Origin of the sequence: Leptolyngbya sp. FACHB-8 (genome assembly GCF_014695575.1) — a bacterium.
Lineage (GTDB): Bacteria > Cyanobacteriota > Cyanobacteriia > Elainellales > Elainellaceae > Vacuolonema.
Window position 1 is genome coordinate 1 of the sequence record NZ_JACJOO010000007.1, and the last position, 15,135, is coordinate 15,135.

General features: G+C 48.0%; 7 protein-coding genes. 3 read left to right on the plus strand and 4 right to left on the minus strand.

Annotation, left to right across the window (positions count from 1 at the left end; translation table 11 throughout):
* Positions 1-163: 163 nt before the first annotated feature.
* The 4 genes from H6F91_RS01190 to H6F91_RS01205 form a co-directional block, all read right to left on the minus strand.
* Positions 164-2,698, minus strand: coding sequence for a fimbria/pilus outer membrane usher protein (locus H6F91_RS01190; RefSeq protein WP_190769839.1), 2,535 nt, complete (start codon positions 2,696-2,698; stop codon positions 164-166).
* Between the two features lie 5 nt (positions 2,699-2,703).
* On the minus strand, positions 2,704-3,465 hold the full coding sequence (locus H6F91_RS01195) for a fimbria/pilus periplasmic chaperone (RefSeq protein ID WP_190769838.1): 762 nt from the start codon (positions 3,463-3,465) through the stop codon (positions 2,704-2,706).
* A gap of 117 nt (positions 3,466-3,582) precedes the next feature.
* Positions 3,583-4,038: a hypothetical protein gene (locus tag H6F91_RS01200; RefSeq protein ID WP_190769837.1), complete on the minus strand. Its 456-nt coding sequence runs from the start codon at positions 4,036-4,038 to the stop codon at positions 3,583-3,585.
* Positions 4,039-4,389: 351 nt separating this feature from the next.
* On the minus strand, positions 4,390-4,899 hold the full coding sequence (locus H6F91_RS01205; protein ID WP_190769836.1) for a hypothetical protein: 510 nt from the start codon (positions 4,897-4,899) through the stop codon (positions 4,390-4,392).
* 1,505 nt (positions 4,900-6,404) lie between these two features.
* On the opposite strand from H6F91_RS01205, the gene H6F91_RS01210 reads away from it, so the two are divergent.
* From H6F91_RS01210 to H6F91_RS01220, 3 genes are all read left to right on the plus strand, one after another.
* A complete protein-coding gene (locus tag H6F91_RS01210; RefSeq protein ID WP_190769835.1) occupies positions 6,405-6,797 on the plus strand; it encodes a response regulator in 393 nt (130 codons plus the stop codon).
* 66 nt (positions 6,798-6,863) lie between these two features.
* A complete protein-coding gene (locus H6F91_RS01215) occupies positions 6,864-10,064 on the plus strand; it encodes a PAS domain S-box protein (RefSeq protein WP_190789189.1) in 3,201 nt (1,066 codons plus the stop codon).
* A gap of 378 nt (positions 10,065-10,442) precedes the next feature.
* Positions 10,443-15,056 carry a PAS domain-containing protein gene (locus H6F91_RS01220; protein ID WP_190769833.1) on the plus strand — a complete coding sequence of 1,538 codons (4,614 nt, stop codon included), beginning with the start codon at positions 10,443-10,445 and terminating at the stop codon, positions 15,054-15,056.
* The last annotated feature ends 79 nt before the right edge of the window (positions 15,057-15,135 follow it).

Genomic DNA, 15,135 nt, shown 5'->3' on the forward strand with positions numbered 1-15,135 from the left:
TTGTTTTGCCAGACATTGTTCGGGTCTCCACTTCGCATGCGGGACTTTTGAACAATGTCTTTTTTTGTCGTTGATTTTGTCTGATACCTAAGTGTCAATTGGCGATCTCACAGGTGGCCGTCAAATCCGCCTACTGCACTGTCGTCTCCTGACAAGAGCATTGTCACCTGACAGCTTCTGAACCTACACGAATGAGAGTACCGCTGCGGTAGGAGGGGAACAGCGTATAGCTGTTAGGCCCCAGATCGCTACCCGCAGGAAGGCTAGGTGCATTTACCGATAGGCTTGTAAGGGCATAAGGCGAGATAGGAACAACAGCCGGCCCTAAGGCATCAGCCTGTGCCAGGGGACCGTTCAGGCTGGGATTAATCTCTACCACTTCATTTTGGGCAGTGCCTTGGCGGGCAAAAATAGCAAAGCTGTTATCGACTGGGCGAGACCATCCCCATACTCCATCGGCAAACACCAGAGCCGTGCCCCAGGTTAAGCGGGTAGCCTGGGTCGTTAGCGCAGAAGCTTCATAGGGAATGTCGATTTCATGATTGAGGGTGAGATCAGCACGATAACCCCGGTAGCGTATTTGGCTTAAAAGATTGATATCGCTAGCAGCAGCAGTAGCCGTAAACGCTGTACCTAAGCCTCCAAACGTGGTACGCGGATCGTAAGACCAATTCAACCGATTGATAACCCCCTCATTGTCTAACGTGGTGGAGGTATTGATAGATTGGCGCTGTTGGGTTAAGGACATGGACAGCCCCACAAACATGCGGGATTCAGTTTCTCCCTGAGCATTTTGTCCATAACTCGCAGAAGTATTCAGCATCATTCCTGAGCCCAATGGCTGAGAAATGCCCAAGGCGATGGAATAAGCATCGCTAGGCTGATCGCGTGTAAATTGATAGCGACCACTGATGGTCAGGTGTGTGTTATCAAAAATGGTTTGACTATAAGCTAGGGAGAGATCAAGTCCAGTGGTATTGTTAGGTTCCTCATCCTCAATAGTCATAAAGTTTGGCCCTCTGTATTCAGCCGACAAACGTAAACTGCGGTTGTTGCTGGAGGCTCCTTGAAATAACCAGTCATAGTAGAAACGGGCAGCCACATCTAGACCATAGTCTTGATCCAAGCTAAGGGCTGCATCCCAGCTAAAGTTGCCTATGGTCGTGGCCCAGGTGCCTTCAAGGCCTGCCATTTGAGTAGTAATGTCCCCCTGAAGGTATCCACCCAAAGTTAGGGTATCGGTTACACCTACCCGGTGGGAAAGTGTCAGGGTAGGCAGGTTCCAATCATATTCATCAGGAGCTACGCTAGGGCTGTCGCCTCGGGCAGGAATGCCTAAGCTGTAAGCAAACTGCTGCACTCCTGGGGCTAATAAATCTCCTGAAACCCCCGTGGCAAAGTCCAAACGTTCGACTCGGCCTAGGTCGTCAGTGATGACTAACTGTACTCCATTGATGCCAGCGTTGAGGGGAAGGTTACGAACGTCCTGTGACCCAGCCTCCAAACGCAAGGTTTGCAGCAATTGGCCGTTAAGAAACACCTCAACGCTGGAAGGTCGTTCTAAAAAAAACTCGAAGCGGCTAATAGGACGAGTTACCTGGTAAGGCTGGAGGGCAAAGTTGCGAACCATGGAAAAACCCAATACCGGAATACTAGTCTGATACCCTCGCACTGGCACGACAAAGTCCCCCAGTTGATAGCGGATGGAGGAATTGATATCGTCGTGTACCAGCCGTAGGGGACCACGTTGCCAAGCCGGTGAGTCTTCTTCCGTAAAGCTAAAGTTACCTTCCAACACCCACCTATTTAGATTGAGCGCACCCTCAAAATTAAGCAGTAGAGGCTGTCTGCCTGTATCGGCCGCATCTCCTGACCAAACCACTTCTTGGCTACCTTGAAAGTTGAGATAGCCGCTCACTCGGCTAGGTTGCAGTGCTTGCTCTAATGCAGGCGGAACTTCAACCCCATCAACGGATAGAACTGTTGTTGCTCGTAATGCAGGTGGAATTTCTGCTTGTAGTTCTAATCGGCTGCTATCAAAGTTAATAGCGATACCTACTTGACGAACATGTTGTAGATCGAGTGTGCCATCGGGCCGAATTACGGCTGCCAGTTGTTCCATCACATCTGCTCGCATGGCCTTTCGGACAGCGGATAGAAATTGGTCAGCAGCGATCAGCACCTCGCTCTGGTTACCCCCAGGCACGCTCACTAAAACCTGTCCTACTGTCTGTCCATCCAGTACCAGAGGAACAACGACCTGATGAGAGCTCAGATTTTGGTTCCCCCCAAACACCTGCTCAAAAATGTCGTGGGTGGACGGCGAGTTTGTGGGAACTACGGCGGGTAAAGGTGTTGTGTTGCTTGGTAGGGGCAGTGCTGTTGTTTCAGTAGATGGAAGGGAAGGGGGCGATTGTAGAGTGGTGACTGTTTGAGAACCTTGTACGCGGTTTTCTGACCCTGATGCTAGGAAGTTTATGGCGAATTTCCGGTCTGCGGAGGTTTCCTTATCAATAGAGCCTATGGAGGGAACAACAGACAATTGTGTTGATGCTCCTGGATGAAGTGAGGGAGCAGGAAAGAAAATAGGTGGTGGAATGATAACCTTTTGTACCACCTTAACCTCAGCTGTCACTGGCTTTAGGGGCGAGGCAAGTGGTACTATGGGCTGGCCCAGGAGGGCCATGGCAGCCAACATAACGATTAATCCTGCTGCCGGTAGTTAAAGGTAGCAGTGAGTGAACCTTGGGGCAAAGTTGTAGGCCAAGCCAGGGTGTAGCGTCGGCTATGCCCCGCTAAAACAGTTGTATCCGTAATACCTTCTAGCTGATCTGGAGCGAGAGTTACAGATTGACCCTGCGAGATCAGGGTAAGGCTTAAATCTTGCAGACGAGCACTAGCGCTGCCCGTGTTTGCAAAGGTAACTGCGATGGAAGATTGGCCCTGTGCATTGGTTAGGGGTGCTACAGATTCAATGTTCAGGGTAGCTTGCGCTCCATCTGGACGGACAAACAAAGAGCCAAGGTAGCGCAACAAGACTTGTATCTGCCCTTCAGCCTGTGGAGGTGGGGATTGATTGGGATCAATCAAGTTGATTGGCAGTTGTTCTGCCACTAGCCGAAATGGTAGCTCCTGAGCAGGGTTAGGCTCTCCTAACCAGCTGACTCGTACTACTTGAACAGCTCCTGGTTCCAAAATCATTTGCGTAGGATAAATCAAAAAGTTATCCTCGGCAGGCTGATAGGTTTCCTCTCCATCCAAATTCATCTGGCGTTCAACAACGCTGACTTCTATCGCAATGCGCTCACTTTCGTCATTTACAACTTCATAGGTGTGTGTAGCATTCGCTCCCATAGGAGCAAAGACTTGGGACATGGGCCGAAATTGAAAAGCCAATGCAGGGTTTGCCCGTGTCAAGACAAGAAAAAAGATACTGGTTAGCACCAGATGGAGAGAGCGTTTCATAGAACTGATTGTGAGATGAGCAGGTAAAAGCTATAGGATGTAGCAGGAATGCAACATCCGGGAAACAGTTTGAATTGCTACAAGAGCAAATGGTTGATGGCTGCTCGTTCTGAAAAGCTAGTTATCAACAACAGAAATCCTGATTGAGGCGCTGTAGGTACCAGGATCCTGTAGATGATCAGGGGTATAGCGTATATAAACGTCGCGGTTTTCAGAGCCATCTGTCTCAGTCACATAAGTGTACGTGTGACCAGAAGGAACGGTGAAGTCGCCATTGGATGGGACACCTGCGTCATTGCTTACCGTAGTTATTTGTAAATCAATGTCATTACCGTCAGATTTGGTGAGGCTGGCGGATGTGAGTGTTAGGGTAAATCCACGGCTGTTATGGGTGGCGATTGTAATGTCTGCCACTTTGACAATGTGGGTGCTGGCGTTACCTTCACCGTCAAGATCCAGGGACGTACTGACTGTTGTAGAAGTGGTTGATAGAGTAGGTACTCCGCTTGCCGGGAAAGCGATACTTGCTACAATTCCCAGGCAAATGCAGAGAAAGGGAAGTTTGTAGCGCATGGTGCGTTACTCCATGATGCATAGATAGAATCTCTGACAGGTAGGAAGATGGATTGGACAAAGGTTAAAGGCTTCTAAAAAGCTCCTGGCAATCAAGGCACTATCATTAGCAGAAGTTGCATCTATAGTTATCCGCCAATATTACCGTCGTTTCACAAAGCACTAAAAAGTATGTTCAACCATTGATCCAGAGGCTTCTGATGAAGCCTCTGGTGAGTTATCAGACGACAATTACTTTTGGACAAAACGACAACCTGGAATGAACGTTTGAACCCTTGTGGTGGGATCTAGCAGTTCTATGTATAGTTGACACGAAGGCAAGAAGTAATTGTCGTCAGATACCAAGTGAAATTAATTGTCAGCGATCGTGACGGTAATGCTGCTGGTGTAGGAGCCGGGGTCAAGTAATTGGGGGGCATCGTACTCGATGTAGAGGTCACGATCTGCCGCTCCATTTACAAAACCACCCACTCCAACCGGCACAGAAGCACTGGCTGTAGTTGACGTAAAGCTGGTAGCTGTTGGCTGAGCTGCTGCATCTCCGACAATCAGAACTTGGTAAGGCATGCTGTCACCATTGACTCCGCTCGTCAAGGGACCATTAGCAGTAGCTGTTACGGTGATACCTTGTTTATTGTTGGTTGTCAGTGCTAAATCTGCTACCTGTACTACTGTATCGGTTCCAGCAGTACCTGCACCATATAGGTTTAGGTTGGATGCATTGGAAGTGGCTGTAGAGGTCACAGTCGAGATACTTGCGACAGATCCACTGAGGTTAATGGTGTCAGCCATAGCGGGAGTAGCAAATACTGCTCCAACAGCAATCAACGTAGATGCAACAGCAAAACGACGTACTAACATTATGTTTCTCCTCGACAGAAAATAGAGTTGGATGAGGCAATACCTAGATAGAAAGCCTAGATATTGCTGATGAAGTAGGACGGATAAGCAGCTTCTGACTTGTTCGATTGAAAGTAAGGTTGCTGCTTGAAAATCTGTCTTTCCTATATACATAAAGTATCGGCATCAAAAAGATTAATAATCAATGAAAATACCTAATTTATTTTAATTGGCTTTTGCTGCGATCACTAATTACCGTTGTTAATAAACAAGCTTTCTATTGTCTTGGATTGGGTTGAAAATACATTATTAAGCTGTTATTTAACCTAGAGGAAATACTCAAAAATCGTAATGTGGCGGTTCTAATATAGTTTTTACTTACAGCATCTTCCAACCTAGTGAGGTACGAGGGAGGGATGTGGAACTAAGTCCCACATCCCTCCCTCGTACCTCACTAGTAAGCTGCGGCCTAAGTTCGCAAACTATGTTTTTGTGTAGGGTGCGAAGCACCCTACACAAAAACATAGGTGATGGATTTCCGCCGCAGCGTACTAGGTTGGAAAGGGGGATATCTCAATTTCGTGTAATGTTGATATTACTGATGATCTACGCTATTGAGCTTAGAAATTGATAGTAGAGTTGTCAGGAAATAAGAACTGATTGGATTAGGATGGCTTTTCAAGCCCATTCTGCTGAGTCACAACGAGGTGGGAGTTCCATAATCCTGCTGCCGTAACATGAAGTCGCCATCAGATTCCATTTCCGATTTTGGTAAATATGGCTTACCGCGTTATAAAGATTGACGCCTGCAAATGCATTCTTACAAACTACTCGCGTTTAGCTCGAACTCCTCTCTTCCTCCTGTGTTAGAGTTAACTCTCCATCTTATGATCAGAATTTGAAGCTATAGTCATTTCGAATAGAGCATCGTTTCTTTCTCTTCTGAGATTTGTTTTGTACTCTATTTGGGATGGCTACAGTGTTGATTCTGACTGTCTTCCTTCTTAAGGCAGATTTCTATTTACGAACAACTCCGGTTGAATAGAGAGGACCGTGTATATATACGGCTTAATCTTTATGAAACGTGTTGTTATAGAGACGCATATTAACAGTTGGATAAAGGCGAAAAGACCTGCAGATCCTACTTCCAGCTATATAGTAGGGCAATCTTTAGAGGGGAAAGCACAAAAATGCATTGTTTCTTGCGTTGAGCTCTTTGAGAGTACTGTCTATAATTCCATGACAACCGGGAAGTTTTGCATCAGGAACAAATGTTTATGTGCTGGAACGCGGTTTTCTGAGTAGTAATAATTCTTCTAGTTAGGATGTGGAGCCTAATAGAACCCTGGACAGCGACCAAGGTAAAGCTCGTGCCAATTGTAAGAAGCTGATCGGGAAGCAGTAGAAAACGATCGCTACCCTCCAGTATTAAAAGTAAGCGTTCGAGAAGCAACAATAGAGCCCTTCTGAGCTAATCGCAACCTAAGAAACTGAATGCACAGAATCACTCGCAGAGAGTACTAGCCATGATCGATTCCTCTGATTTGCAAGGCATTAATGTTCTGGCCGTTGATGATGATGCCGATAATCTTGATCTGGTTCAGTTCGTTTTAGAACAGGCTGGTGCAACGGTGATTCCTGCATCCCGTGCAACCGAAGCTCTTATTCGGTTGCAGCAATCAAAACCTCAACTGATTGTTGCTGATATTGCCATGCCACAGATTGACGGCTATACATTGATACAGCAAATTCGAGAACTCTCCCCTGAAGAAGGCGGGCAAATTCCGGCGATCGCTTTGACGGCTTATGCAGGAGAGATAAATGAGCAACAAGCCCTTGCAACTGGATTTCAAAAGCATCTTGCCAAACCCGTTGACCCGGAGGCCTTAGTCAAAGCGATATCAGAATTGGTCTATTGAATTTGATGTCCTAATTGTTATAACCGTATGCGCATCCAGTCCTAACAGTTTGAAACTCTCCGTTGCATGAATGACTCCAGCGCTCCAGTGAATTGGTCTATTGAGGAGGTAAACACACTCCGTCAACGCCTCCTAGAACTAGAAGCGTCTCATTGCCAGTGCCAGCAACAAATCGAGCAATTGACCCAGCAACTTAGTCAGGAACGTATCGCTCGGCAGCAGGCGGAAGAACGCTTGCAACTCATTCTCACCTCGGCCCAAGTGGTTGCCTGGGATATGGATTTAATGGCCAGTCGAGTGGTTTGCTCAGCCAATGCACTAGAGGTTTGGGGCATTCAAGAGGGCACAGTGGAAGACTTTATTGCGGTGATTCATCCGGATGATCGCCAACAGGTGATACAGGCCGCAGAACGGGCGATCGCTGGCGAAACTACCTACTCCGAGGAATATCGGATTACTGGGCCAGATGGCATGATTCACTGGCTGAATAGTCAGGGGCGAGTTTTTCTGAATGAGACAGGACGGGGCGTGCGGATGCTTGGGCTCTCGGTAGATGTGAGCGATCGCAAACGTGCCGAAGCTGAATTACGGCAACGAGAACAAGAATTTCGTACTTTAGTGGAAAGTACCCCGGATATTGTTGCTCGATATGATCGTGATCTGCGCCATCTCTACATTAATCCCAGTATTGAGCGAGCGTTGGGGGTGCCGCCCGAATATTTTATTGGTAAAACTGGTATTGAACTGGGGTTTACGGATGCGCGATCGCAATCCTGGTACGCCACGTTACAACAGGTCTTCGAGACGGGGCAAAGCTATTTACTGGAATATGAATTTCCTAATCCGGATGGAGAGCTACGGTTCTACCAATCCCGATTTACCCCTGAATTAATGGAAGGAGGACAAGTCAAAACAGTCATCGGTGTTTCTAGAGATGTAACCGAGTATAAACGAGTAGAGATATCCCTGCGCCAAAGTGAGGAGAGGCTGAGATTGGCTACGGAAGGCGCCCAGATGGGAACCTGGGATGTCGATCTGAAGACCGGAAAAGCCATTTGGTCAGAGCAACATTTCACCATGATGGGCTATGAACCTGTTGCTACTGGAGAAGCCAGTGAGCAAATGTGGGTTAGTCGGCTTCACCCTGATGATTTAGAGCGAGTTATTCATACCTGGGAGCAGGCACGGCAAGATCATACACTCTATGAATCTGAATACCGAGTAATTCGGGCAAATGATGGACAAATTGCCTGGTTTATGGGATTGGGAAATTTTACTTACGATCAAACAGGACAGGCGATTCGGTCAATCGGGGTTCTTTTTGACATCACGGCTCGTAAGCAGGCAGAAGCCGCTCTAGCTAAGAGTAATCAAACTCTACAGGCGGTTATTCAAGCGTGTCCGTTAGCCATTATGGGCTTACGGGCAGATGGTACGGTACGAATCTGGAATCCTGCTGCGGAGCGTATTTTTGGCTGGAGTCAACAAGAAGTTTTAGGACAATTTTTACCTGCCATACCTATTGATAAACGGGATGAGTTTCTAAATAATTTATCGATCACGCTACAAGGACAAGGCTTAGCGAGAGTTGAATTACAACGCCAGAAGAAGGATAATACCCGATTCGACGTAGAGCTATGGACGGCACCCGTCGATGAGGCTCAAGCTGGTATTAGCTGTGTGTCTGTTGTGTCTGATATTACGGCTCGCAAGCGGACGGAAGCGGCTTTACGATTAAGTGAAGAGCGGTTGCGTAGCTTTGTGACCGCTAATGTCATTGGTATTTTGTTTGGTGACTTAGAGGGCGGTATTCAAGAGGCTAATGATGAGTTTCTAAGAATTGTGGGATATAGCCGCGAGGACTTGCGATCCGGAACCTTGCGATGGATTGATATTACTCCGCCCGAGTACTTGTCATTAGACGAAGCAGCCATTGTAGAAGCACGCCAGCGGGGAGCCTGTACTCCCTATGAGAAGGAATACATTCGCAAAGATGGAAGCCGGGTTCCAGTATTCGTTGGTTTTGGCCTGACACTGACAGAGCGAGAAGAAGCGGTTGCTTTTATCTTGGATTTAAGCGATCGCAAGCAAGCTGAAGCCGAACGAGAACAGCTCTTGCAGCGGGAACAGGCAGCGCGGGAACAAGCGGAAGCCGCCAACCGAGTGAAGGACGAATTTCTTGCAGTTTTGTCCCATGAATTAAGAACTCCACTCAATCCCATTCTGGGTTGGACAAAACTGCTCCGAACGCGGCAATTTGACGCGGCTGCAACAGACCGCGCCCTCGATATCATTGAGCGCAACACAAAACTCCAGGTTCAACTGATTGAAGATTTGCTGGATGTCTCACGTATCCTGCAAGGGAAGCTCAGCCTGAACGTCAGTTCGGTTGACGTGACCAAAACCGTTGAAGCAGCCCTTGAAACGGTGCGGTTATCAGCGGAAACAAAAGGAATTCAAATTGAGACACACCTGGATGTAGGCGTTGGGCAAGTTAATGGAGATGCGAATCGTTTACAGCAGGTTGTATGGAATTTGCTCTCTAATGCTGTGAAGTTTACCCCATCTGGTGGTCGAGTTGAGGTTCGACTAGAGCGGCTAGGAGATTACGCTCAAATCCAGATAAGAGATACAGGTCAAGGGATTAGTCCTGATTTTCTACCATACGTTTTCGAGTATTTTCGGCAGGCTGATAGCAGTATGACCCGTAGGTTTGGAGGATTGGGGTTGGGGCTGGCGATCGTCCGTCATCTGGTAGAACTGCATGGCGGCACCGTAAAAGCAGAAAGTCCGGGTAGCGGAATGGGTGCAACATTAACGGTTCAATTGCCCTTGAAGGTATCGCTGCAAACGTTTGATTCTAAGATATTACCAACGCAGAAAAGCCGGAGTTTGAGCGGTCTCTGTGTTCTCATTGTGGATGACGAAGCGGACATGCGAGAGTTAATTCGTTTCATCCTGGAGGAACAAGGGGCAACCGTTAGGGTGGCAGCATCGGCAACTGAAGCACTACAACAGTTTATGAAGTCAGCACCGGATGTCTTGATTAGTGATGTTGGTATGCCAGAAATGGATGGTTACGCACTAATGAGACAAATCCGGGCGCTCCTGTCAGAGCAAGGGAAAGTGATTCCGGCAATTGCCCTCACAGCCTATGCTGGAAATATCAATCAACGTCAGGCTTTAGCTGCTGGATTTCAACGTCATCTGGCTAAACCCATTGAACCGGAACAATTGGTGAATGCTGTTGAACAAGTAATCGCATAATTCTGTCTATGCTAAGTAGTGTTAGGTGCTTTGCAATAAGAAGTTGGACGTCAGACTAAACGCCTGACGTCCAACTTCTTATATCATGTCGGGTTAAATGCTTGTGATAGAAAGTGGCGCGGCGTAAAGCGCCGCGCCACTTTCTATCACAAGCATTTAACTTTACTTGTTCAATACTCTGGACAGTTTTTCTGAAACCCTTGATCTTGTGTGCGTGAAGCGCACGCAAGATCAAGGGTTTCAGAAAAACTGTCCGAACTAATGCTTGTTATTACTTGTATAAATTCTTGGTTGGGCCTCCATCTTCTGGCAGATTGATTGTGCCGCCTCAGCCAGATTTAATGGGAGCAGCCATATGGGCATACGGGCTGTACCTCTATGAAACGTGATAAAACCGGCAAATTCGCTCAGGCATGGGCTGGAGAATCTAAACAAGCCGTCAAATTGTCTCTGACAAATACTGCCTGGCAGTTGCTTGAAGAGCAGGCGAGAGAAGTGGGGGTTTCCCGTTCCGAGTTGGTTGAACGGTATGCACGTCAAGCCCAAGGGCAGGGTTGTGCAGATCAGGGAATAAGGTTTGGCCATGGAGTGGATCACACTGCGCCAACGGTAGTCATGCCAAAGACTAGCCTATCTTTAACATTGCCTGAAGAACAAATAACTGCGTTGCGCCAACAGAATGGACAGTTACAAGACCAAATTGTGAAACTTCAGCAAAGGGTTGAAGCGTTGCGATCGCAAGAGCAGCGATTTCGTCAGATGGTAGATGCTATTCCCCACATGGTTTGGACGTGCCAGCCCAATGGTGAAGTCGAGTATTTTAACCAACAAAGCCTGGATGCTTTTGGAATTACCCTGGAGCAGCTTTTGTCAGAGGGATGGCAACCCCTGGTTCATTCAGAGGATATACAGCAAGCCGTTGACTGTTGGACAGAAGCGGTTACCACTGGAACTCGATATCAAATTGAATATCGCCTGAAGATGGCCGATGGCTCGTACCGATGGTACCTTGCGCAAGCACTTCCCTATCAGGATGAGATGGGCCAGATTACGCGTTGGTTTGGAACCTGCACCGAAATTGACGAACGTAAGCAGTTGGAACAAAAACTTCAGCAGCAGGCAGATGTTCAAACGAATGAACGGCAATGGCTGGAATCTGTACTCAATTTGCTGCCGACTCCATTAATTATGGTTGACCCACAGCAACTTCGGGTGACGTTCTCTAACCAGGCTGCTAATGCGATCGCAGGGGTAGATCTCGCCAAAGACGTTGGGGCAACGTACAACGACGACTACCACTGTACAGATGCCACAGGACAAGTTATTCCACCAGAATACCTCCCGGCTGTGCGGGCAGCTCAGGGGGAGAAAATTGTGGGGACTGAAATCAATTGGCGTACCCCTGTCGGTACGTTTCCGCTCCTGGTGTATGCCGATACCCTACCTGCCATGCACGATCACGCTTCAACCAGTGTCGTCATTTTTCAGGATATTCGTGAACGCAAACAGATCGAACAACAACTTGAAGAAAGCCAGCGCTTTATTCAGCAAATCGCCGATGCAACTCCTGGGATTCTCTATATCTATGACCTGCTTGGTCAGCACAATGTCTATGTGAACCGTCAGATTGGAGAAGTGTTGGGATATACATCCGATGAAGTTCAAGCAATGGGTCACCTACTGTTCCCAACGCTCATGCATCCAGAAGACCTCGCGACCCTACCTGCTCATGTGGAACGCTTCAATCACGCTCAGGAAGGTGAAGTGATTGAGCGAGAATACCGTATGCGCCATGCGAATGGAGAATGGCGCTGGTTGTGGAGTCGAGATTTAGTTTTCTCCCGTACGGGAACAGGCACACCCCATCAAGTCATTGGCATTTCTCATGATATAACCGCTCGCAAACAGGCCGAATTGAGTCTGCGAACCATGGAAGAACGCCTATCCCTGGTGTTACAAGCAACCAATGATGCCGTTTATGACCGCCATCTAAGAACGGGCTCTATATGGTGGAACCATAGATATGACCAACTGGTTGGTAAGCGCTCTTCAGAAAACACATCTTCGCACTGGTGGATTGAACGTTTACATCCGGAGGATCGGGATCGAGTTCTTGCCAGTTTTGAAGCGGCTTTAATTAGAGCTGATGAACGGTGGAGTGCAGAGTACCGCTTTCAGCGAATCGATGGGCAATATACTCATGTCATCGATCGCGCTTATATCTTAAGGGATGCAGACGGGATACCCGAGCGTTATCTGGGAGCAATTTTGGATGTCACTCATCTGAAACAAGTTGAGAAGGACTTGAGACAGATGGAGGAACGACTACAACTTGCGCTGTCTTCAGCTTCCATGGTGGCCTGGGACATGGATTTACGAACACATCAGATCATTTGCTCTCCTAATGCTATGGATGTTTTTGGAATCCAAGTAGGTACGGCGGAAGACTTCTTCGCCATGATTCATCCGGAGGATCAACCACAGCTGATTCAGGCTTTAGAGCAGGCGAAGGCTGGAGAACGCCAATATTCCCAGGAGTGGCGTCTGCTCCGTCCTGACCTAACGATCGGTTGGTTTAATAGCCAGGGGCGCGTTTACTTCGACGAACAAGGGCAAGCCGTCCGTGTGATTGGTGTATCTGTTGATGTGAGCGAACGGGTACAGCTTTATGAAGCAGAGCAAGCAGCACGGGCCCAGCTAGAAGCCAGTGAGAAACGTCTCCGGTTTCTGGCAGAATCTATCCCTCAAATGGTTTGGGTGGCGCAAGCCAATGGCTTCACGGAATACTACAACCAAAGGTGGTTTCAATACACAGGTTTGACCCTGGAAGCAAGCCAAAATGCAAACGGTAGTTTTCGCCATCCTGACGATCATGAGGGCTTCGGAAAAGCTTGGATTAAAGCGTTAACTCACAAGGAGATCTTTCAATCGGAACAGCGGATCAGACGCGTCGATGGCGTCTATCGCTGGCACTTAACACGGGCCTTTCCCCTATTAGATGAGAGCGGTGAGATCGTGAAATGGTTTGGCACCTGCACCGATATTGACGATTGGAAGCGGATGGAGCAAACTCAACGGTTTTTGGCTCAAGTATCCCGAATATTCGTGGCGGCAAGTTTGGACTTGCAAACCATTTTAGATACCGTCACACGTCTCACCAGCGAATTAACCCATGATGTTTGTGTTCTCAATCTTCTTGGGGACGATCATCAATCGTTAGAACACGTCTCGTTTCATCATCCTGATCCAGACGTTAAAAGCTTTGTTGGAGACTTGTTAGAACGCTATCCCCGCCGTATTGATGAGGGCATTGGGGGCCAAGTGATGCAGACGGGAGAGGCCTTACTCATGCCCGTAACTACTCAGGAAAAATTCGCTACAGCTATCAAACCTGAATATCAATGCTACCTGGAGAGGTTTCAGGTGCGCAGCGCCTTACTGGTCCCCTTAAAAGTGCAAGGCAAAACGATTGGTGTGCTCAGTCTCACACGCCATGCACCGGCTGACCCCCATACGCAGGATGACCTGAATTTATTTCAAGACCTGGCGGATCGGGCTGCCATGGCGATCGCCAATGCCCGTCTCTATCAACAGGCCGAACAGGCGCGGCAGCGAGCCGAACGGACGGCAGAACGGACGGCACGGTTACAAGCGGTAACGGCTGCCCTTTCAGAGTCACTAACTCCGGTACAGGTTGCAGAGGTAATTGCACAACAAACCAGGGCTGTCGTGAGTGCGGCCTCAGTTTTAGTAGCGCTTATTACTCCAGAAAAAGATGAACTTGAAATTATTCATTACCTTGGTGAAAAAGGGAATATTACGCCAGAATGGCAACGCTTTCCTCTCACCGTTAACACACCTTTAACGGATGCCATTCGAACTGGACAACCGATGTGGGAGGAAACCTTAGAGGAACGCATTACTCGTTATCCCCACTTAGCGGGGGCCTATGCGTTAGCAACGTACCAGGCCTGGATTTCCCTACCGTTGGTGATTGAAGGACAACCTGTGGGTGGCATGACGATTTCGTTTGCAACACTGCCTCAGCTTACAGAAGACGATCGCGCATTTATGCTATCTCTGGCGCAACAGTGCGCCCAGGCTATTGTTCGAGCCCAACTTTATGAAGCAGAACAGCGCGCCCGATCTCAGGCCGAAGCGGCTAACCGCATGAAAGATGAATTTTTGGCAGTGCTTTCCCACGAGTTACGCACGCCTATGAACCCTATTTTGGGATGGTCACGATTGCTGCTCCAGGGAGGTTTGAATGCCAAAAGAACGGCGATCGCTCTAGAAACAATTGAGCGTAATGCCAAATTACAAGTGCAGCTCATTGAAGATTTACTGGATATTTCGCGTATCTTGCAAGGCAAACTCATTTTAACGCCTTGCCCTGTCAATCTTGCTTCTGTTATTGATGCTGCTATTGGCACTGTTCGCTTAGCGGCCGACGCAAAAGAACTTCAAATTCGCACTCAAATTGCAGCAAATCTAGCTCCTGTTTCAGGGGACGCAGCTCGTCTACAACAGGTGATATGGAATCTCCTATCTAATGCTGTGAAGTTTACGCCAGAGTGTGGTCAGATCGATGTCCAGCTCACCACTATTGGGGCGTATGCTCAGATTCAAGTCAAAGATACTGGAAAAGGAATCAGTGCGGAATTTTTACCGCATGTTTTTGATACCTTCCGGCAAGCGGATAGTAGTATTACCAGGGCATTTGGAGGCCTGGGGCTGGGGCTGGCGATCGTTCATCATATCGTTAAACTGCATGGCGGTACCGTTTGGGTAGAAAGCGCTGGAGAAGGACAAGGTGCAACATTTACAGTGCAGCTTCCCCTCCTACCGATGTCAAAAACCTTGAAGCAGCAGTTAATATCCACAACCAACACGTTGACCTTGCAGGGCATTCGCGTGCTTGTGGTGGATGATGAGCTCGATAATTTAGAATTAGCGACCAGCCCTTTCAAGGTGCTTTTTTATCTTTTTTAGATTTCGATTCACTCAGCAATCGAGCAGTGGAGACATGAGGTTTGTCTTTTTGCCGTTCGGGTTTTGGAACTTTCTTTTT

Coding starts and splice junctions, on each gene's coding strand:
- H6F91_RS01195 (WP_190769838.1), bottom strand. CDS start 3,465: ATGAAACGCTCTCTCCATCTGGTGCTAACCAGTATCTTTTTTCTTGTC.
- H6F91_RS01210 (WP_190769835.1), top strand. CDS start 6,405: ATGATCGATTCCTCTGATTTGCAAGGCATTAATGTTCTGGCCGTTGAT.
- H6F91_RS01205 (WP_190769836.1), bottom strand. CDS start 4,899: ATGTTAGTACGTCGTTTTGCTGTTGCATCTACGTTGATTGCTGTTGGA.
- H6F91_RS01190 (WP_190769839.1), bottom strand. CDS start 2,698: ATGTTGGCTGCCATGGCCCTCCTGGGCCAGCCCATAGTACCACTTGCC.
- H6F91_RS01215 (WP_190789189.1), top strand. CDS start 6,864: ATGAATGACTCCAGCGCTCCAGTGAATTGGTCTATTGAGGAGGTAAAC.
- H6F91_RS01220 (WP_190769833.1), top strand. CDS start 10,443: ATGAAACGTGATAAAACCGGCAAATTCGCTCAGGCATGGGCTGGAGAA.
- H6F91_RS01200 (WP_190769837.1), bottom strand. CDS start 4,038: ATGCGCTACAAACTTCCCTTTCTCTGCATTTGCCTGGGAATTGTAGCA.